Raw genomic sequence first — 20,872 nt, 5'->3', positions numbered from 1 at the left:
CAATATAAAAACAAAATAGGCAGAACACATGATTTCAAACATGACTTTACAAGGTTTAGATAAATTAGATCGAAAAATACTTTCAAGTCTATTGTCAAACGGGCGTGAGTCTATTGCGAATCTATCTCGAAACATTGGTTTGTCTCGTACAGCAGTAGCAGAAAGGATTAATCGTTTAGAAAAGACCGGTATTATCAAAGGCTATACCGCACAAATTCGTGTAGAAAACGAAGGGCGCAAAGCCGCAAGCTATCTATTGATATCTTGTGAAAAGGGTAAGAAAAATGATGTAACAAATGCGCTTAAAGAAATCCCTGAGGTTCGCTTAACAAGCGTTGTTGGTGGCAACTTTGATATTATTGCCCTAATTGAAGCGCCCGATCTGCAGTCTATTCATCATCTTTGTAACGAAATTGAGTCATTTAACGGGATTCAAAGGCTTGATACTACCGTCGTACTTCACCAGCCGATCAGCCGTTAAGCTTTTCTGACCTTTTTGATGACAACATAAAAAGCCGCTCGTAGAGCGGCTTTCTTATATGCTTCCGATAACTCGGATTTTGGCATCTTTATCACTTGGGTTACCTAACCAGAATGTTTGTCCTAAGTGGTTCCCTTCCCCATTACCTAGCTTATTCTCTGGAATACTATCTAAGTTAACTGTCAGCTTTAAGTCCCACGACATCGGGTCACGCAAAATGAAACGCATCAGGCCAACCAGTGTTTTGTGTAACTCACCATCGTAGGAAAACTGCTTAAATGTTTCAAAATCGATGCTGTCGATGCAGAGATTAAATTTGCCGTTTAAGTCCGCAATGCTTTGTCCTAAGTGCAAATTTTGCCCTAATATGCAATTAGCACGGTTGAGTTTATTCCGTTGGCTTTCTGCGATTTCTACGCGGCGATATACCCACTCTTCAATGCGCACACTAGGCAACGAGAAGTAATGCGAAACAATACCGGAAATCAGCTTCGGCGAACGCGTACGCGTAGAAAGTTGGTTTACATAAGACAGTATTTTCGCTCGATCTAACTCTGCGACCTTACTATCTTGCATTACGCTAGATAGGCCCGCCAAGTGCAGAATACGTCCAGAGAAGGCATCACTTGCCCCGCTTTGGTACTGCACGTGATATCGGTATTTCTTCCAAACCCGGTACAACAAACTGGTGTACCTATTATGGAAAAAATCAAAGAAATCTTTTACCGGATTGTCTTCAGGATCTCGCCCTGCCAGTTTCTCAGTATAAGAAGCAGGAAGTGGTGAGCTTGAACCATGCAAGCCAAGAAAGTTAGTTTCGACTCTAGAATACTGCTGGCCATTTCTCTCCATATGAGCAATAAAGTCCATATCGCTCTTTGGAAAAGATAAGTTTGGCGAAACGCTGAACTCAATACGTTCTTGGTGGAAGTACTTGTTCTCACCGACGGCGACAAAGTTAGAGTTCGGCTCTAGTTGATAATGCTTCTCTAGCAGCAAGACTGCTTGATAGAAACTAAACTCATTCGACTTATCAGAAAGTGTATTAATCATAGTATCGTCTGCTGTCCGATAAGACTTGCCCAGTTATAAACCTCGCCTGTCGCTTCATCAAACACTTCCAGTTCGGTAAAGGAGTTCACACTCGAGTACAAACGGATGAATTCGTTAAGCACCGTCGCCATCAAGAACATGTCGCCTTCATTGACAAAAAATTTGGAATTGGTGACCAACTTAAACTGATTGCCGCGTACCGAAACGCCACGAAACACACGGTCTATTGGTTTCATTTCCGAAGAGATAACCCCATCAAGTCGATGAATGGATGCGCGGTGCGCTTGTCTGTCAACACGAGAGTGGAAATCATAGGTAGAGAGAAGCACTTTAAGTACATCAATATTTGCCAGCGATAAGTAGTTGAGTGACATATTCGCAATTAACTGCCACTGAAGCTCACCATTCACTTGCGGACTGACCGATTGAGTGGGCTTGGTAATATTCCTAAACGTCGCATAGGTCGGTGATTTATGAGTCGCGTAAGTGATGTCCCCCACTGACAAACGTTCCGCCAAATCTGCGTTACTACATTGCAGTTTCATGAGTACCGTTTCTGTTCCCAGTTCCGCAATGTCCCCATTATGAGTATGAAATGATATGTAGCGTTCAAGGCCTCTACCGCTTACACGCTCAGCGACTTTAGATTTGTAAAACTCGCGCTTATCTCGTTGGTTAATTTGATGCTCAAATGATTCAAATTCAATCAGAGACTTTCGACGACGCTCGTCTTTACTCCAGCTTTCCACTTGCTCAATGGAATAGACTTCGTAATGCTCCTGAGTGCTGCTTTGCGGACGTACCTTGTACTCGTTACGTCGGTGCTCTAAACGAATTGGATCGCCATCTTTTTCAAATAAATTAACGGCAGGCGTACAGTGCAATTTCAAGTGCTTATCTTTAAGCACCACTTCTGACGGTAATGCACGCTTAAAGTGGAATTTGATTTTGACCGTGCTACGTTGTGGAATGCCTTTTAGCCACTCTAAGCCTTTAATGTCGAAGAACATGAACTTATCTGGCAAAGAGAAGAATTCTTGCAGCAAACGGTAGCCTGCAAATGAATTTTTGCTGTAAGGCAGGAGCGCTTCGTTCTCTTCATGCCCAACTGGCTTAACGTATTCTGGCCCTAAGCGATGTTTGTAACCACCACCAACATCTAATTCGACATAATCTAGGTAACGGAACAGCCATAAGAAGACAGTTCGAGTAATATGAATCTCGCCATGCAGGTGTAATCGCAGCGTGTCTAAACCGATCCGAGACAGTTCAAGACCATGCTCCGTCGATAAAGTCACATCAATCATCGAACTGGTGCGGCTGTTGGTCTGTTCGATGTTAGTGATCGTAATTGGGTATAGATTGACGTCGTAACAAGTACGGAACAAACATTGCGTGCCCTCTACCTGTTCACTCGCCATTTCTGCGCCACGTTTCACCACGGTTTTCTCAGTAACACTTCCGGTATGCGGTTTTAGTTCGCTAATGCACAAAGACGGAATCGAACGCATGTAATGTGGCCACAGCAAAGTCATCAGAGATTGCGTCAGCTCAGGCAGTTCATCATCAATCTTCTCGCGGATTCGACCTGTCAGAAAGGCAAAACCTTCGAGCAGTCGTTCGACATCTGGGTCAAAGGTTCCCTCAGAGAGAAAGTGAGTTAACTTTGGATGATATTTGGCAAACTCACTACCCGACTCACGCAAATACGTGAGTTCATCTTGAAAGTATTTACTGTTACTCAAATGGCACCTACTAAACGTTAAATTGGCCGTCGGTTCCCATGTAGACGTCTATCGACATTGGGACTTTACCGCCGTTATGGGAAACTTCGCCGCGAATACCAAAGCCGAGTTGTAGCGGGTTATGGTGATCTTCACGGTAATTAACCTCGACATTCAACAGTCGCGGTTCAAAGCGCTCTATGGTTGACGTGATGTTTTTTTGAATGTGGCGAACTAGGTTCGTATTGTTAGAAAGTACGTCATTAAAATCGGGTAAACCATACTCATTGTCGATCATTGCATTCCCAGAATGGGTATTCAGCAAGTCTGCGAGATGAGAATGAATAGATTCAATCAAATGCTTGTGAGAAACGACTTTCTCGTAACAGTTTTTGGGTTCACCAAGCTCAATCCGCTCTAAAAGGCGATAACCTTTTTCCATCTTCACTCCTACGAAAAAAGCAGCCAGTCTGTACTGGCTGCTTTATGGTTTCAGCAATGGGTTATTGGTCTAACTTACCAACTAGAGACAAGTCGAAGCTTGCACCCATGTACTTGAAGTGAGGACGTACAGACATTGATACTTTGTACCAACCTGGGTCGCCTTCTACGTCTGATACTTCAACCTTAGCAGCACGAAGCGGACGGCGACCACGAACTTCCGCTGGCGGGTTTTCCTGGTCAGAAACGTATTGACGAATCCACTTGTTCAGTTCGATTTCTAGGTCTGAACGCTCTTTCCACGAACCAATTTGCTCACGCTGTAGCACTTTGATGTAGTGTGCTAGACGGTTGATGATGAACATGTAAGGAAGCTGAGTACCTAGCTTGTAGTTCATCTCTGCTTGTTTGCCTTCTGGCGTGTTCGCAAACACTTTCGGTTTTTGAACTGAGTTTGCAGAGAAGAACGCCGCATTGTCAGAACCTTTACGCATAGTTAGCGCAATGAAGCCTTCTTCTGCTAGCTCGTACTCACGACGGTCAGAAACAAGAATCTCAGTTGGGATCTTAGTTTCGATTTGACCCATGGCTTCAAAGTTGTAAACCGGTAAGTCATGCACAGTACCACCGCTTTGAGGACCAATGATGTTTGGACACCAACGGTACTTAGCGAAAGATTCACTAATTTTTGATGCCATCGCGTACGCAGAGTTACCCCATAGGTAGTTGTCATGGCTGTCTGTTACTTGCTCATCGTAGTCAAACGCCTTAATTGGGTTATCTTCTACAGAGTAAGGTGTACGTAGCATAAAGCGAGACGTACATAGACCTAGGTAACGTGCATCTTCGTGTTCACGTAGACTACGCCATTTAGTGTATTGTGGGCCTTCAAATACTGACTTAAGATCTTTTAGATTCGGTAGCTCTTCATAGCTATCTAGACCAAAGAACTTCGCAGACGCCGATGTAATAAATGGTGCATGAGACATTGCACCCACGTTTGCCATGTACTCCATCAGTTTGATGTCTGGAGACGAAGCCGACATATCGTAGTCACAAATGACTGCGCCAACAGGTTTACCACCAAATTGGCCATATTCACGCGTATAGATTTGTTTGTACAAACCAGACTTCACCACTTCTGGTGCGTCTTCGAAGTCATCAAGAACTTCATCTTTCTTTGCAGAGATCAATTCAATTTGAATGTTCTCACGGAAGTCAGTGTGGTCAACCAGGTACTTAAGGCCACGCCACGTTGATTCAATCGCTTGAACTTCTTCGTTGTGAAGAATTGCATCAACTTGCTTAGACAGTTTTTGGTCAATTTCTGAGATCATCAGATCAACTAAAGACTGATCCACTTTCTCTGTGTTCGAGCTGCTTAGTAGCTCACTGATGAATGCTTCTACGCCGCGTTTTGCAACATCAAAACCTTCATCACTTGGCTTTAAACGAGTTTCGTTAAGAATGCTATCCAGAAGTGAGCCTGATTCAACTAAGGCTGCTTCTTGTTCTGGCGCTTGTGCTTCTGCAGACATGATATCCCTTACTCTTCTTTCGCGTCTTGGTCGTTACCAATGCTTAGTTCATCCAACAGTTTCTTTCTCGCGTCTTCATCTTGAAGTACTGATGCGATCTTCTTGCGGAACGCAGGAACATTACCTAGAGGGCCTTTCAGCGCCACCAAGGCTTCGCGAAGTTCAAGCAGGCTGTTTAGTTCAGGCACGCTTTTCGCGATCGCTTCTGGAGAGAAGTCCTTCATGTTTTGGAACGTTAGATCAACACCGATTTGGCCGCCTTCTTCATCAGAAAGACGGTTTTCAACGTTCACTTTAACGTTTGGAGACATGCCTTCTAGCACTTCGTTAAAGTTGTCTTTATCGATATTGATTGGAGTGCGTTCTTCAATTGGCGTCTCATCTGCACGTGCAGTAAAGTCGCCAACCACCATCATGCTTAGCGGCAGTTCTACGTCTTCTTGCGTATCGCCAGTTGCTGGAACATAACGGATATTAATTCGCTCTTTAGGAGCCACCGAGCCGTCACGTGACATAATTCGTTCCTTATCTAACTCTTTAATTAGTCATAAATTGCTTTCCACTCTTCATACTTCTCAGGTAAAAGATCCTTACTTCTGAATAACTGATGGAGTGTTTTTCGAATCAGGTCTTCTAACTGCGACGATAAGTGGGGTTCCCAGCTCGCGAGATTAAACGCATTTTGTACTTCCCACCCCTTCTCAAGATACGGCAAACACAACGGGTATAATCCAACAGACTGGTAAGCTGCTATCAATTGTAAATACAGCATGAACTGTCCACGCCCTGAGCCATCCAGCTCAAGTTTGCGGGCGAGTTCTGCGGCATATTCCCCTAGATTTTCTAGAGTGATATCCTCCACCAGCAATGAATCTTCTTCAGCGATCACAACCGTCTGTACGACAGTTTGTGCTGCCGATGAAGTAGCATCTTGAGTAGACAACCAACTCAATGTTGCTTCATCTGCAAATGGTATAGAATTCTTAAAAGAGAGGCGTTCGATGCCCTCCAGTGACTCAACAAACCGCTTTACTTCTTGTTTCACGGCAAGTGCTGCGTCATCAAAACCTAAGTTAGTAAGCATCAAATACACGAAATGGTGGCCTGTGAGCCAAAATGGCGCGTCAGTTAGCGTGCGCTCCAAACGTTTAATCGTGTCGATGTCACTTTCCTGATTGGCTTTGTCGCGGTATTCCGCTTGTTGATCGGACGATACCGCCAAGCTCAATGGCGTTTGATCGTTTTGGTGGTCAGGTAGACCATCAATGTCATCCCAAGTCAGATGACGATAAATTCGGTAAGCCAGCGGATCACTTGGATTCGCATGAAGCATGACTTCCGCGACTTTTTTTAACGTGCGTTTTGAAGCCGTAGGCGATGAGAAATCTGTATCGACATCGACTTCTTTCGCTACGGCTTTCTTAACTGGCGCAGGTTTAAGGGCCAGCGGAACCGTCTTCGCTGGAACGGTTTGAACATCGTTCTGTGCTGGCGTTTCTACCGCAGCTGGTGCAGGTGCCGCTTGTTCGATGTTAGCGACTGAGTCATCGCTCTGGTCATCGGCAGCTGCTTGTTGAGATAACACATTAAGCTGCGTACGAATCTCAAAGAAGTCCGCTTCGGAATCTTGGTAAACATCGTCGTACTGACGCTGCACTTCTTCAATCGCCGAAATACAGCCTGAAACTAATTCCCAAGCTTGCGCACTGTCCGCAAGCTTAGTGCTCATCAATTTAAATTGATGGTTCAACCACTCCACCGCACCGTCTCTACCGCGTTTCCGTGACGGGTAAAGATCACTACCGAAGCAAGCTAACGCCTCATTAAGCAGTTTCAGACCTTGATCAAAACCTTTGAGCCCAGATTCCTCGGCAAGCGCTCGTACTAAATAGCAAAGTGCTTTTAAATCTTTACTATGATGCTCGAGCACTTCCATTGCATTGGTTTTTACTACATTCCAGTCGACCGTTTCGCCAAATAGAGAGCCGAACTTTTTTACCTCGGCTTCCATCATTTCATAGCAAAACTCGTAACGAGCATCGTTACCCGCAGGAGATTCATCAGAAATCGGTTTAAGAAGGTGATCAGTATCAATGTTGGACAAAATTCGCATCTCCTTCAGTCAAGTAGTCTCTCAATGCACGAGCTACGGCGATGGCACCATTTGCAGGCTTAGAAAACTGATGACTCTGATTAATCGCATCCGACGCCATGCTATCTAGAATTTTTGTGATCTCTGTAAATTTTCTTGGCGCATTTCGTTCTAAATCAGCAAGGGACTCATGCAATTTTTGTTTGTCGAAAATGGATTGCTCCATCACCGTACTAAACAAAATAAATTCGCTTCTTGCGATGATTAAGTCTGTTATTTTTTTTTCTAGTTCTGGCGTATTACCAAAGTAGTCTTTGGCTAATTCAGCTTCTTCAATCGCTTTGGTATAAAAGTGAGCTTCTGCATGTCTATCAATGGAGTCATTAATATTTTCCATCACTCTCTTTGGTAAGATTTGGCTATAGAAATATGCCTGTGACTGGTTTAATAACCATGCTTCTTTCATTTCATCTTCTGCGAGCTTAGCTTCACCATCTAAAATTAAGTGAGCAATCTGCTTATCACGACTGCCAGCAATGGCAGATACTTTCATGGAATCAACAGAGGCGACATTCAAACCCGACATCACTTTAGTCAGTGTTTCGTCCGCATAGGGAAACAATGCACCATCACGAACGAGTTCCTCTCGTAACGTGACAAGCTCCTTGCGTAAATCCACTAATGTCTGTGGTAGTCCATCAGCTAAAGCTTGATAAGACTTCAACTGAGTCTGTTTTTCATTATATAAACCCGAAAGGCTTAATTGCTGAACTCTATACGCTTCTCGGTAGGCTTCAGTCGTATCAACGCTCTGCTCAGTTTTTGCTAATACTTCTTTGATTTTCCATGGCGGCTCAGCCAAAAAAGAAGCAGTATCTGTGGGCGTGATTGTGTGACTTAAAGGTGTCGTTTCTTTGGCAAAAATAGCATCCAATGCATCCGAATTTTGCTGATACAAATAACTTCCTGTCATTGCCACCACACTCAACACTAAACTCGCCTCCAATAGTTTGAAGCGTCCGTACGCTGTTTTATCATTCGACTTACAGTGTGTAAGCAGAAGATCCGCATTACGCAAGCTACTGAAAATTGGTGCGTTAGAATTTGAGTTAATCGATTGAGTATCGATTCGTGCTAACTGCTGGGCGAAAGAAATAGCGGTATAGCCATGCCCTCTTGGTTTATTGATGACTTGTTTCAACAACTTCCAAATATGAGCCGGGATCAATGCAGGACGCTTTCGGTCTTTTAATTGTTTATTCCAAGTATCACCAAATATTGAACCCAAAAATAAATGTCCGGCGAGCAAAGCAAGGGAGTAAACATCATCTTGCGGTTCCGCGATGCCAGTTTCGATATAAAGAGGTGAAGCGTAGTTCAAGCTTGCTTCTGCGTAAGGTTCCGTTTCTCCAATATAACGAGCAGCACCGAAATCGATGAGTTTAACGTAATCGCCTTCACTCACTAGCACGTTGGATGGCTTAATATCAAGATGGCAGATGCCTCTTGTGTGCATAAACTCTAAGGCACCAGCGAGTTGATATACCAACCAAGCGATATGGTCGTGGCGGAAACCTTTAGAAGAGTGACGCTCCATCTTTTCTGCCAGTGATTCACCTTGGATCCACTCGTACATCAAATATGGGCGTTCGAATTCGTTGCCGATTTTTATGAAGTTAGCCACGCTAGGATGTTGGGAAAGCTCTAATCGACTCGCTTCGTTAACCAACATTTTACTCGCAAATTCTGGCGAGTCATCATTGATAACTTTGCAACAGATCTGCTTTTCTGGCTGCCCTTTTTTTGCGAGATGATAAACGGTTGTTTTACCATTTTTAGAGGGAAGCTTGTCTAATACATCAAATTGTGAAAAAAGCACGTACTCAAGCTTTGGCTTATTTTTTTCTGCTAGCCTTTGCTCATTCAGTTTCTTTTTCTCAATAGCTTTCACAACCAACTGATCGATATATCCTTTGGCTGTACTCTGATTATTAGACACTTAGTACTCTTTCATAGAATAAATATTATTAGAGTTGAATAATATTTTCTTGAACATACTTGTATCAAGGCTAGTATTTAAAACAAACAGTAAGCCTATTATTTTAGTTATTATTACTAACTTATTAGAGTTTTTTACTTACGCTTTCACTGCATCAGTTATACGCTTTTTCATGATACAAACGTAAACCTAATAATATGAATGTATTTTCATTGCCATTTGATCGATGAGTGCCTACTAACATTGCAGCAACTGGAGAATCCCCTTGTCACCATGAAAGTCAAACATTAACAACGTGGTTGGTTGCCTAAAATGGTGATCTCTGACCGCAAAGGCGATTAAGGCTAGAGAAGAGCAACTGCCCATCGTGCCCCACAACTCATTGATAAGCTGCGGTTGTTCTGGGTTCGTGAATCGTTCTGCTTTAGCCCCCAGAGCAAAGCCGTAATCTTCCGAGTGCATGCGAAGGTTCGTCATATCGGAATAAACTTCACCAAATGAATCGAGCTTTTTACTCGCACGTTGAACAAGTCGAAACATGCCTCTTCGGTCTGAAGTGTTTAATTCCGTATCAATGTAGCCAAGCTGCGCTTGAGGCTTAAGTTTCAATGTCTCTATGGTATTTCTGCGACAAAGAATTAAACCTGCCCCACCCTCGCTCGGAATAACGCCCCATGGATTATTCGTACTCATTACCATCGCATCGTCGATGAGTGTTTGCATCGAATTCACCAAGGAATCGACACTGATACACATCATGGCATCATATTTATCCAATGATTTCATGGCCTGGAGAACGAAACTAGGCCCACTGGCATGAACTGCATTCACCACAGAGAGAAAGTCAGCGTAGTGACTTTCACCAAGCCATTCTTGCACCTTTACTAGTGAAACAGACGCAGGCACCGCTATAAGCAAAGGTATTGGTCTCAATGAACGTGGTAACTGTGCTAACAATGAATCAAGCAAGTGGGTGATTAACTCACACGTTTTCTCAAACTGCTCACTTTCTTTGGTGTATTCGATTTTGGCGTACGTAAAACGCTCGATACCATCATCCCCTACACATTGGTCGAATCTTCCTAAGTCAGCATACGAAACTGCACTAGCAATATCTAAATTCATACCGGTTGGCGTCATCACTTCCATCCCTAGCACGTAACGGCCTGTTGAATTATGCATGCTCGCTTACCTCTTCCAACTTAGTTATCGATGTCGACACCAACAAATGCTCCTTGCCCTGACAAGGAAACGCAGCGGTGTAACTGATTGATATGGTATTCTTTTCCGCATCAACGAATAAGGTGTACATCGCCATATCAGCTTGATAACTTTGATCTTTGAACGTCGCGATCGCACGGTATTTTTCTTTAGGAATTCGAAATGAAAGCGTGTCATCATGACAAAAACCACTCATCATCAAACGCTCCCCCCCACGAAGGAAGCCTTTACACTGTTGATCAATAGGCGCGCTTTGGAAGAACCGCTTATCAAAATCGAGTGGCAACATTGGCTTGCGGTTCTCAATCCAGTCGTCATCGAACGTGCCAGCCAGCTTCTGGCGCGACTCAAAGAACGGAGGCACTGGCCCGAACCCCGCAACGCGTAGTTTTTTCACGTCGGAACTCCAATCCTCACGAGGATAAAAAACCGAAGGTGCTTTCTGTTCAAGCAATTCTTTGTTGGAATCGGCAACACCACCGCCTATTCGGTTACGTAAATCACCGCCTACCGCGCAAGTGTAATCAATGTCTTTTTCAATAAATGGGACTGGATTGCTCAGCGTGATACTGCCAGCATGCTCAACCCATACGCGTTCCCCGTGAATAGCGAGAGTCTTATCGATATGACCATCAATCAGCACACGACACTCTTGGTATGTCACTGGCTTTTTCGCGTAGCTGCGCGCTTTGCCGTAAACAAGTACATCTGTGTTGTCTTTGGTATACGCGAACTCGTGGTCAACTTTCATCGCAGAGAAGCCTTCTTCGCCCAAATATTGGGGAGCATCGAAGATTTCACTTTCACCTAATTCGTGCCAAACCACACCATCGAATTGCCATGTGCGTTTGGCGACCACAACCCACACTTCATCGCCGTTTTCGTCACGTTGAAAACGACCTTTAAGTGATAGCTCAGGGTGCGCCTCAATATCCCATAACTGCATTGCTATTCCTTAAGTTGAATCGTTCGCTCGCAGAAGGTGCGGCCTTTAAATTGTTAAAGTTCCAGTCTTGTTGATGAATCGGCATTGCCATATCCCAAGGCACGTAGGCTCTGGATTGAATGCAGATTTGGCGCCATAGCCAGTCGCGGAACAGCACATCAACGTTAGAATCTTGCATCGCAGCTAACGTAGACTCGAAGCTCAATGCGTAACCCAAGCGGCTTGGTAGATTTTGGATATATTTTTCATCTTCCACCCACTCATTGAGCAGATCGACGATCTCTTCCCATTCATATTCGACACCAACATCTTGCGGAATCAGAGGAAGAAGCTTTCCGTAGACGACATACAAGGCTTGAAGCCAAACTTCACCTTCAGCTTCCTCCAGACTTTCCAAGTGCTCGATGATTGGGGGCACCAGTTTCCAATCGCCACTCAGCGCAAAATCAACAGGTGCTAATGAAGAAGAGATATCAAACGCCTCAAACTCTTTTAACTCAAGTAACTTGGCATAAGTGAGCACTTGCGCTGATGGTAATCCATTTGGTTCGATGCCAAAGCACTGACGGAACCAAGTGCCTCTGTCACGTTTGGTAATCAAACGTTCAAATAGATATTGTTCGCTGCCTGCATTGTCATTGAGCCAATCAATCCCCTCTTTCACGTCTTGTAAAGCGAGCAGTGGCAAAGCAACATGAGAGCTAATGATGCTGGCTTTGTGCCAGCGCTTGATGAGAGAGACGCTTAGTGTTTGACGTACACGTAAGCATTCAAAGTAAAACGCACTGGATGTCGCATTACCCTCAATAAGCTCCGAAAGCGTGCTATCCATAGATTCAACCGGAGATTGTACGGCAATGACCATTGCGGTTTTAGCGTCAATATCTTCGAGTAAACTCAATCCGCACAAAAGGTTATCCAACTCTGAGCCCAACTCGCCCTGTAGCATCAGCCAGCTGTAGATTTCTGGCTCTTGGCCTCTTAATTGATGAATCAAGCCCGGTGCTAATCGATAAAACGACAAGTAGACCTGCTTGAGCTCTTCAATTTGACGTTCAATCAGTTTGAGATACTCCAACTCACGACTTGGATAACCCCTTTTGTGAATTTGAACTCGCTGCCTGATTAAAAACCCGATACTTTCAGAAGCAATGGACAGCTTTTCATTACAGAAATCCAGCCATGTTACTGGCAATTGGGAAAGGTCGTTAACAGCGCGCTCAGCTTTTGCTAACGCGCCTTCGACTTCTTGATTGGTTATGGGTGCCTTTAGGTGCTCGACACCGATTCTTTGTCGCATCTAGTTATCCGTTATTAGCGTGCCATAACGCGATTGCAATTAGTTAACTCGAAGTAATTAGCTCACTCGGCGTGACTTGTTAACACAAAACCATTAGCTAACGCGAGGTAATTAGTTAATTGCGATCGTTCCGCCTTGAATTTTTTGTGCTTTTTCTGCTTGAGAAGTGACGTACTTCGCTTTAGTGGTAATTCGTCCATCGCGCCCGCTATAGCGAGTTTCTGTCTCACCACTTTTGACTACCAACTCTTGTTCTGTCTCGATAACCATCTTCTTCGCTCGCAATACAAACTCGTCAGAGTCATCCAGAATGGAGAAGAAAATGTCCGTGACAAGAGGCAAGCTTAAGTCGTCGTTCAAAAACTCAATTCGACAACTTAATCGATTATCGATAGCCATTTGCAGTTCAGAACGACGAAAGCCACGCCCTAGTCTCGCAGTGAGTGGCTGCTTAAATGGATTACCATCAAAATCAACTCGTACACTGCCCGTAGACTCATTGATAGCCACTATTATTCCAAAACGCGAAAAGCAAGCCGTTGATTCGGCTTGCTGCTCTGATATTACTTCTGTTGTAAGAGGTTGTTTTTCCATTGTTAGTTAACCACTACGTTGCCACCTTTCACGACGACTTTATCACTGCCTTCGATCGTAATAGCCGAGCCTGATAACTTTATTGAACCATCACTGTTCATCACTAAAGAGGAGCCACCCGTTTTCAATACAATCTTGTCGCCACTGATAATTTGCGTTGCACCATCAGCTTTATAAGCGGTGTTCCCTTTCACTGATACCGTTAAGTTGCCACCAACCGTCTGGTTATCATCCGCACCAATATCTGAACTCTTAGACGCACCGATAGTAAGGTTACTGTTTTCGCCAATATCTAAGTCATCATTTTTACCGATCTTAGTCGTACGGTTATCACCAATTTCTAAGTCAGAATTGTTTTTCACATACTGGGCTTCGTTCGCGTTGTATGTAACGGTAACGTCTTGCTCGACTGTCTCGGTAAACGTACTGTTTACCTGTGTCGTTTTATGCCCATGAATGGTTTCTTTATGGTCACCATGAACTTCATTCGTTTGGTGACGTGCAACCTTCAAGAATTCATCTTGACCGATATCACGGTAACGGTTGTTGAGCACCTTGGTCGACATGTCTTTTTGAGCGTGAATATAGACTTCTTCTTGGTTCGCTTCGTCTTCAAAACTCAACTCGTTGTAACCTGTTCCTTTGTGCGTTTGCGTGCGGAACGTGGTACGAGTTTTGTTTTCTGGCAAAGAGTAAGGTGGGAAATGCAAACCGTTGTAAACTGCGCCCGTAACTAACGGACGATCTGGATCCCCCTCAAGGAAAGTTACTACGACTTCGTGGCCAATACGCGGCAAATAAACTGCGCCCCATGTTGGCGCCGCCATGGATTGGCTTACACGAATCCAACAGCTTGAATGTTCGTTGTTATCACCGTAGCGATCCCAATGGAACTGTACTTTCACTCGACCAAGCTTGTCGGTGTAAATCTCTTCACCTTCTGGTCCTACAACGACCGCCGTTTGAGGGCCATCCACTACTGGTGCCGCTAGTTTAGGCGCTTTAAACACCACATCACGTGGAATACACGAGAACTGGTTGTAGTAAGTGGTTGGCATACCACTCGCTTCATCTTCATGCACTTGCGGATCTTGACCTGTATGCATTACAGACAACATGAGGTAATCGCGGTTAATCTCAGAGCGCGGATGGTCACTGACGTTAAAGCTGTAACCAGATGCTAAGCGCATTACGTCACTCGATGCTTCCACTTGTTGATTATCGACAATGTGCTCAGACATCCATTCCGTGGTTCTCACCTGACCCATCAGCGGGTCAACGTATCGTCCAGGATAATCAAACTGCTTGAGATCTTGGTCGAGCTCGCCAGCCTGTGTCATCTCTTGTGGAATTTTAGGGTGTTCGTAGTTGTAATCTGTGTACGTAACCTGTCCCGTTCTAACGCGGTTAACTAACTCGAGATCAGAGATATGTTCGCGATCGGCAACACCGCCACCATCGGCATGATAAACAATCGGCCCAATGTATGAAGCATTTAGTGGTGAGCTTATCAAAGGTGCAATCGCGTCATTACTGTCGACAATGACCATCGTATGATTTGAATCGCTATGGTCAAAGTAATACCACATACCGTGTTCAGCCATCATGCGCTGCACGAAGTGCAAGTCAGACTCACGATATTGCAGAACGTATTCTTTTGGAGGATAAGTACCCGACACTTCAAATCGGTAATCGGTGACTGCCCCATCATCGAGTACTTCTGTGATGATGTCTTGCGCTGACTTTTGCTGGAAAATACGACAATCTTGGCGCTGAGATAAGAACCAAGCTTGAGGAACTAAAACTAATTGATAACGAGAAAAACGACGTCCCGTACCCAGATAACGTACTTCGTTTACAACGCCGTTAAATACTCGCGCTGCCCCTACACCTTGTCCATAAAGTGTTAGTGTTCCTGCTTTACGTATTAACTCATCGAACGAGATATCTGGATCAAGTGAAAGTAATGAGAGATTGATGTGGAAAGGCTTAGATAACTCTTCATGAACATGAAAGCTCTCAACCCGAAATTCATGCCCACACCCAGGCACTTCAAATTTAAATTCTACGTCATTCACCATATCTTTTACCTGATACAAATAATCGAATTAGGGCCAACAATCGTTGGCCCTGAATCTTTACGCGACGAGCAATTAAGCTTCGCGTGGAGCACGCCAGTCGTCGTTACCTGCAGTACCACAGTTTTCGTGAGTTACTTCGATAGCACGGTAAGTGAACTTAAGCACTTCTTCTGTCACGCGGTCAGCTGTTGCTGCGTCTTGACAGTGGTTCATACGAGTTTGGATATCGACAAGTAGCGCATCAATCAATTTGATTGAGTAGTAGTGCTCTTGTTTACCTTGAACTGAAGTACGGTAGAAGCGGATCACACACTCAGGAAGTTTTTCGCCAGATACTAGTGCGTTAAATAGTAGTGGAGATGAGCGATCTTGAACTTTAGTTACAACAAGTGGACGGTGTACACGTTGACCAGTTGGCTGACCACTTTGTGGATCACGTGGAACTGTTAGCACGTGATCAAGTTCTTGTACTAGGAACTCATCAACGTGAGCTTCTTGCCATGTGTTACCTACTGAATCTGCAGAGTAAGTATCTTTAGTAATATGGCCTTGAGTCTCACCTTGGATAGACATATATGCTGGAGTTGGCATCGCTATTTCCTTTTCTAAAATCTGTTTTGTTTAAATCACCAAATCGCTTATCACCGCGACTACTTGGTATAATCAAAGTCCGTGCCAACTTTGAAAGCACAATAAAAACAATGACTTAAATAAATCAAGGCATTATTCACTAATATCTTGAGTACAATTTATTGGATAAAAAACCAAAAAGTTGGATTAAGATAATAATAAATTGTTCTAACTTTAAAAAGTGAAAATAACCATATAAAACTGTGTAAATAAAGTCATTAAAACTAATAAATCCGACACTTTTACTATCAATTAATTTAGAATAACAACGCCATTAAAATAACCACAAACATTAATGTCACAATAATCATTAAAAATAACCAACAAACGATAGTCAAAATATCTTGATAAAAAAAGAACGCAATCACTTTTAGTATAATAGCCGCTACCTCTTTTCCTCTAAAGAATAAAATGGCTATGATAAATATAAACCTTTCTTCATTAATTCAGCGTCTACACCCGATTGCAAAAGTAGCATTAGAAGACGCCGCTGCACTTGCAGTCTCTGAAAAAGCAAACGAAGTTCAAATTGAGCATTATTTACTGAGTCTATTAGAAAGGCCAAATAGTGATTTTGACGTCTTATTAAGTCATTTTGATTGTTCTGAGAACTTATTAAGACAATCGGTTCGATCCACACTCGACACCAACGCCAAAGGAAATGGCAGCAAACCTGTTTTTTCTGCTTTATTAATCGAATGGTTACAAGAAAGCTGGCTGGTTTCTTCTTTAGATCTATCCGAAACACAAATCCGCTCTGGCGCCCTACTCCTTACTCTTGTTAGCAACCCTCTGCGTTATGGCCAACATGGTTACGCGTCTATCCTTGAAGCGGTAAACCCTGACAGCCTTAAACGTAACTTTGCAGAACTAACAAGCCACTCTATTGAGGCGCAAGTTGCTAATTCAGAGAAAACACAAGCTCGTGAAGATGGTTCAGCACTGAGCAAATTCACCACAGACTTCACTGGTAAAGCACGCAAAGGCGAAATCGATCCTGTTTTCTGCCGCGACCAAGAAATCCGCCAAATCGTAGACATTCTTGCTCGTCGCCGTAAAAACAACCCTATTGCTGTTGGTGAGCCGGGCGTTGGTAAAACCGCAGTAGTAGAAGGCTTAGCACTTAAGATTGTACAAGGTGACGTACCAGACAACCTCAAAGGTGTTGAGCTTTACGGCCTAGACATGGGTCTTCTACAAGCTGGCGCAAGCGTAAAAGGTGAATTCGAAAAGCGCCTAAACGCGGTATTAGATGAAGTGAAAAACTCGCCAACTCCTATCATTCTTTTCATCGATGAAGCACACACCCTTGTTGGTGGTGGTAACCAAGCGGGCGGCAGCGACGCTGCAAACTTGTTAAAACCTGCCCTAGCACGTGGTGAAGTGAAAACCATTGCTGCGACAACATGGTCGGAATACAAGAAGTACTTCGAGAAAGATCCTGCCCTTGCGCGTCGTTTCCAATTGGTAAAACTCGACGAGCCGTCTCCAGAGCAAGCGGCATTGATCATTCGTGGTCTGCGCCCAGCTTACGAGAAGTCACATAATGTATACGTACGTGACGACGCGATCACCGCAGCAGCAGCGCTTTCTGCGCGTTACATCTCTGGCCGTCAACTGCCGGACAAAGCAATCGATGTGCTAGATACGGCATGTGCGCGAGTGAACATCAGCCTTAATGCTATCCCAGCTTCTGTAGAAACACTTCAGCAAGAACTTGCTGCTCAACAACGCGAGCTTGAAGCACTTGAGCGTGATGCCCTGCAGCAAACTGGTGACAAGCACAGCCTTGCTAACATTCCAGACCTAAAACTGGCAATGGAAACAACAAAAGAAGAGCTAGCAGAACAAGAAGCGCAATGGCACAAAGAAAAAGAGCAGATCCAAGAGATGATTGCGCTACGCTCTCGCTTGCATGAACTGGTCTTTGGTGAAGCAAATGAAGAAGAACTTGCTGCAGACGAAGATTCAGAACAAGAGCAAGACGTTTCTCCATATGCAGAAATGGATGAAGAAGCCGTTCGCATTGCAATTTCGGCCTGCCAAGAACAGCTAGATGTAATCCGCAATTGCAACCCACTGGTTCACTTTGAAGTGGGCCCAGATGAAGTCAGCCACGTCATCTCGGATTGGACTGGTATTCCAATGGGTAAGATGCTTCAAGACGAAGCAGAAACCACGCTAAAACTGAAAGGAAGCCTAACACAAAGCATCAAAGGCCAAGAATACGCTATCGATGCACTGTCTGAAGGCATTCAAACCGCGAAAGCTGGCTTAGGTAATCCAGACGCACCGACAGGCGTATTCCTTCTGGTTGGCCCAAGTGGTGTGGGTAAAACCGAGACAGCTCGTGCGATTGCTGATCAAATGTTTGGCGGTGAGCGCTTTATGACGACCATTAACATGTCTGAGTTCCAAGAGAAGCACACGGTATCTCGCCTAATCGGTTCACCTCCGGGTTACGTAGGTTACGGTGAAGGCGGTATGCTGACAGAAGCGGTTCGTCAACGTCCATATTCTGTTGTACTGCTTGATGAAGTGGAAAAAGCCGACCCTGAAGTGTTGAACCTGTTCTACCAAGTGTTCGACAAAGGCACGCTGAACGACGGCGAAGGTCGCACCATCGACTTCAAGAACACGCTGATCATCATGACCAGTAACCTTGCAACGCATGAGATCGAATCTTTGGTTCATCAATCAAAAGACATCGATGCGAACATCATCGCAGAAGCTATTCGCCCTACTTTGAACCAACACTTCAAGCCGGCGCTGTTGGCGCGTATGTCTGTGCTTCCGTTTGTTCCGCTGTCTGATGAAGCAATGACAGAAATTATTCACCACAAGCTGAACAAAGTTTCTCAGCGTCTACAGAGCCATCACAAGTTGTCCCTGAGCTACGAAGAAAGCTTGGTTGAGTTCGTACTAGGTAACTGTCGCCTTGCTGAAACAGGCGCGCGTAATATCGACGCGGTCATCAACCGTCAGTTGCTGCCGCAACTATCGACTCAGCTATTAGTGCATGACAAGGATGATTCACATACGCAAATCGAAGTGTCTGTCGATGAGCAAGGAACACTAACCTATGCGTTCAGCTAACCATAGCGAACTTAGTAACGCCCTACTTGCGATCAGTCAGTCTTTGGCTGATCGCAGCCAGCTTACCCAAACGTTGGATGCTGTGTTGACCGCTGCGAGACAAATGACCCTCGCAAAGCACGGCATCATTTATGTTTTGGACCAGACTGGCCAGGCGTTGATTCCAAGTACCGCTCACCATAACGATAAAACAATCGTTTCCCACCCTTGGGAAGCGTTGCAGTTAGACTCAGCCAGTGAAAACGACCCATTTAACTTTGCCATTCGTAATGGTGAAGTGGTGTTGATTAACGAGTTGTATAAGTACAACGGCTATGACTGCGAAAGCATCTATCAAACTGAGCAGACACTGGGATTAAAAAGCGAGAACTTACTGGCTTGGCCTTTGATTGATAGCGAAAGCAAAACCATTGGGCTGTTAGTCTTACTCGATTTGAACGTCATCGACAACGAGGCAGCCTTGACGGAGTTTTGTCGAATGGCCGCGAGTAATATTCGCCAAGCTGTGTGGTTAGAGCAATACGGGCAAGTAATAAAAAATCTCAATGCCGACAATCAAGCCCTAGTACGTGAGAACACTCAGCTCAAAAAACGTACCCAGAAAGCCTATCAAGGTCCTATTGCAGAGAGCGAAGAAATGCTCAATGTCTTGAATCGTCTTGATAAGGTGCTATCTCTTCCTGTCGATGTGCTGTTGCGTGGTGAAACGGGCGCAGGTAAAGAAGTGATCGCGAAATACATTCACGAAAACTCTAACCGTTCAGAACAGCCTTTGATAGTACAGAACTGTGCCGCTATCCCAGAGCAGTTATTAGAGTCGGAACTCTTTGGCCATAAGAAAGGCTCATTCACTGGCGCGGACAAAGACAAAGTCGGTTTGTTTGAAGCAGCCAACGGCGGTACGCTTTTCTTGGATGAGATTGGCGATATGCCAATGCTACTACAAGCAAAGTTACTGCGTGTACTGCAAGAGCGTAAAGTTCGCCCAATCGGCACCAGCAAAGAGATTGAAGTGGACGTTCGCGTTATCGCCGCAACCCACTGTAATCTTATGCAGCAAATCAAAGATGGCGGATTCCGTGCCGATTTGTTCTATCGTTTGAATGTGTTCCCTATTACATTACCACCACTGAGAGCACGCAAGTCGGACATTATTCCCCTTGCTGAGCATTTCGTGCAACACACGACTAACACGCTAGGTTTGCCGCAAGCGCCAGGGTTAAGTGCCAATGTACGTAAACAGCTCCTTGCCTATCTATACCCAGGTAACGTGCGTGAGCTTAAGAACATCATTGAGCGCTCGGTGCTACTGTCCGATTTTGAAACCATTACTCACATTGAGTTTGGCGAACAAATCCCAGAAGATGTGCCAAATATCGACATGAAAGCAGCCTCACCTACCCCAGACCAACCTGCTTACGAGCGTCAGGTACAAGCGGATTTAGAAGACGCTTCAAAGAGTCTTAAGGACGTTGTCAGCCAATACGAGCGTACAGTGATCATCGATTGCTTAAATGCGTGTAATTGGCACACCAAGAAGGCCGCTGAACAATTGGCACTTCCAATGAGCACTCTCAACCATAAGATGAAGAAATACGACATTTCTGCAGCTGGTTGATGGGGCTTAAAAAGAAAATTCTAAATTCAGTATGAAGTCATAAGAAAAGAAAAACCGC

At 44.5% G+C, this 20,872-nt stretch carries 16 protein-coding genes; 3 read left to right on the top strand and 13 right to left on the bottom strand.

Going from position 1 to position 20,872, the window contains the following annotated elements; translation table 11 throughout:
* Nucleotides 1-28: 28 nt before the first annotated feature.
* Nucleotides 29-481, top strand: coding sequence for an Lrp/AsnC family transcriptional regulator (locus L3V32_RS19290; RefSeq protein ID WP_005373369.1), 453 nt, complete (start codon nt 29-31; stop codon nt 479-481).
* 54 nt (nt 482-535) lie between these two features.
* Here the strand turns inward: L3V32_RS19290 and tssG are convergent, their stop codons facing one another.
* The 13 genes from tssG to L3V32_RS19225 all read right to left on the bottom strand — a co-directional run bounded on the left by tssG (nt 536) and on the right by L3V32_RS19225 (nt 16,061).
* Entirely contained in the window at nt 536-1,534 is a 999-nt protein-coding gene (gene tssG / locus L3V32_RS19285) for a type VI secretion system baseplate subunit TssG (protein WP_006741089.1), read from the bottom strand.
* Nucleotides 1,531-3,279: a type VI secretion system baseplate subunit TssF gene (gene tssF / locus L3V32_RS19280; RefSeq protein WP_237284942.1), complete on the bottom strand. Its 1,749-nt coding sequence runs from the start codon at nt 3,277-3,279 to the stop codon at nt 1,531-1,533. Before tssF ends, tssG begins: the two co-directional genes overlap by 4 nt.
* Nucleotides 3,280-3,289: 10 nt before the next feature.
* A complete protein-coding gene (gene tssE / locus L3V32_RS19275; RefSeq protein WP_005392634.1) occupies nt 3,290-3,700 on the bottom strand; it encodes a type VI secretion system baseplate subunit TssE in 411 nt (136 codons plus the stop codon).
* A 61-nt stretch (nt 3,701-3,761) separates the two neighbouring features.
* On the bottom strand, nt 3,762-5,237 hold the full coding sequence (tssC, locus tag L3V32_RS19270) for a type VI secretion system contractile sheath large subunit (RefSeq protein WP_005392635.1): 1,476 nt from the start codon (nt 5,235-5,237) through the stop codon (nt 3,762-3,764).
* Between the two features lie 8 nt (nt 5,238-5,245).
* Nucleotides 5,246-5,752, bottom strand: a complete 507-nt coding sequence (gene tssB, locus L3V32_RS19265; RefSeq protein ID WP_005392637.1) for a type VI secretion system contractile sheath small subunit — start codon at nt 5,750-5,752, stop codon at nt 5,246-5,248.
* Between the two features lie 26 nt (nt 5,753-5,778).
* Nucleotides 5,779-7,341 carry a type VI secretion system protein TssA gene (gene tssA, locus L3V32_RS19260; RefSeq protein WP_237284941.1) on the bottom strand — a complete coding sequence of 521 codons (1,563 nt, stop codon included), beginning with the start codon at nt 7,339-7,341 and terminating at the stop codon, nt 5,779-5,781.
* Nucleotides 7,328-9,328 (bottom strand): protein kinase, encoded by a 2,001-nt coding sequence (locus tag L3V32_RS19255; protein ID WP_237284940.1) that lies wholly within the window; start codon nt 9,326-9,328, stop codon nt 7,328-7,330. The genes tssA and L3V32_RS19255 overlap by 14 nt, the downstream gene beginning before the upstream one ends.
* Nucleotides 9,329-9,565: 237 nt before the next feature.
* Nucleotides 9,566-10,510 carry a hypothetical protein gene (locus L3V32_RS19250; protein ID WP_104973540.1) on the bottom strand — a complete coding sequence of 315 codons (945 nt, stop codon included), beginning with the start codon at nt 10,508-10,510 and terminating at the stop codon, nt 9,566-9,568.
* A complete protein-coding gene (locus L3V32_RS19245) occupies nt 10,503-11,495 on the bottom strand; it encodes a DUF2169 domain-containing protein (protein ID WP_237284939.1) in 993 nt (330 codons plus the stop codon). The genes L3V32_RS19250 and L3V32_RS19245 overlap by 8 nt, the downstream gene beginning before the upstream one ends.
* Nucleotides 11,476-12,795, bottom strand: coding sequence for a hypothetical protein (locus L3V32_RS19240; RefSeq protein ID WP_237284938.1), 1,320 nt, complete (start codon nt 12,793-12,795; stop codon nt 11,476-11,478). Before L3V32_RS19240 ends, L3V32_RS19245 begins: the two co-directional genes overlap by 20 nt.
* 111 nt (nt 12,796-12,906) lie before the next feature.
* On the bottom strand, nt 12,907-13,389 hold the full coding sequence (locus L3V32_RS19235) for a hypothetical protein (RefSeq protein ID WP_005392644.1): 483 nt from the start codon (nt 13,387-13,389) through the stop codon (nt 12,907-12,909).
* Between the two features lie 2 nt (nt 13,390-13,391).
* A complete protein-coding gene (tssI, locus tag L3V32_RS19230; RefSeq protein ID WP_225460982.1) occupies nt 13,392-15,470 on the bottom strand; it encodes a type VI secretion system tip protein VgrG in 2,079 nt (692 codons plus the stop codon).
* Between the two features lie 72 nt (nt 15,471-15,542).
* Nucleotides 15,543-16,061, bottom strand: a complete 519-nt coding sequence (locus L3V32_RS19225) for an Hcp family type VI secretion system effector (RefSeq protein WP_005373415.1) — start codon at nt 16,059-16,061, stop codon at nt 15,543-15,545.
* Between the two features lie 456 nt (nt 16,062-16,517).
* Between L3V32_RS19225 and tssH the strand changes: the two genes are divergently transcribed.
* Both tssH and L3V32_RS19215 read left to right on the top strand, forming a co-directional pair.
* The gene (tssH, locus tag L3V32_RS19220) at nt 16,518-19,196 is read left to right on the top strand and encodes a type VI secretion system ATPase TssH (RefSeq protein ID WP_237284960.1); all 2,679 of its coding nucleotides are present in this window, start codon (nt 16,518-16,520) and stop codon (nt 19,194-19,196) included.
* Entirely contained in the window at nt 19,183-20,814 is a 1,632-nt protein-coding gene (locus L3V32_RS19215; protein WP_237284937.1) for a sigma-54-dependent Fis family transcriptional regulator, read from the top strand. The genes tssH and L3V32_RS19215 overlap by 14 nt, the downstream gene beginning before the upstream one ends.
* Nucleotides 20,815-20,872 lie beyond the last annotated feature (58 nt).

The organism is Vibrio sp. J2-4 (assembly GCF_021728155.1).
Classification (GTDB): domain Bacteria; phylum Pseudomonadota; class Gammaproteobacteria; order Enterobacterales; family Vibrionaceae; genus Vibrio; species Vibrio diabolicus.
This window is presented reverse-complemented; position numbering and strand designations above follow the sequence as displayed.

Bases quoted from the DNA above. Each gene is read 5' to 3' on its own strand.
- tssH (WP_237284960.1), top strand. From the start codon at position 16,518: ATGATAAATATAAACCTTTCTTCATTAATTCAGCGTCTACACCCGATT.
- tssE (WP_005392634.1), bottom strand. From the start codon at position 3,700: ATGGAAAAAGGTTATCGCCTTTTAGAGCGGATTGAGCTTGGTGAACCC.
- tssC (WP_005392635.1), bottom strand. From the start codon at position 5,237: ATGTCTGCAGAAGCACAAGCGCCAGAACAAGAAGCAGCCTTAGTTGAA.
- L3V32_RS19225 (WP_005373415.1), bottom strand. From the start codon at position 16,061: ATGCCAACTCCAGCATATATGTCTATCCAAGGTGAGACTCAAGGCCAT.
- tssG (WP_006741089.1), bottom strand. From the start codon at position 1,534: ATGATTAATACACTTTCTGATAAGTCGAATGAGTTTAGTTTCTATCAA.
- L3V32_RS19215 (WP_237284937.1), top strand. From the start codon at position 19,183: ATGCGTTCAGCTAACCATAGCGAACTTAGTAACGCCCTACTTGCGATC.
- L3V32_RS19240 (WP_237284938.1), bottom strand. From the start codon at position 12,795: ATGCGACAAAGAATCGGTGTCGAGCACCTAAAGGCACCCATAACCAAT.
- tssI (WP_225460982.1), bottom strand. From the start codon at position 15,470: ATGGTGAATGACGTAGAATTTAAATTTGAAGTGCCTGGGTGTGGGCAT.
- L3V32_RS19290 (WP_005373369.1), top strand. From the start codon at position 29: ATGATTTCAAACATGACTTTACAAGGTTTAGATAAATTAGATCGAAAA.
- L3V32_RS19245 (WP_237284939.1), bottom strand. From the start codon at position 11,495: ATGCAGTTATGGGATATTGAGGCGCACCCTGAGCTATCACTTAAAGGT.
- tssB (WP_005392637.1), bottom strand. From the start codon at position 5,752: ATGTCACGTGACGGCTCGGTGGCTCCTAAAGAGCGAATTAATATCCGT.
- L3V32_RS19250 (WP_104973540.1), bottom strand. From the start codon at position 10,510: ATGCATAATTCAACAGGCCGTTACGTGCTAGGGATGGAAGTGATGACG.
- L3V32_RS19235 (WP_005392644.1), bottom strand. From the start codon at position 13,389: ATGGAAAAACAACCTCTTACAACAGAAGTAATATCAGAGCAGCAAGCC.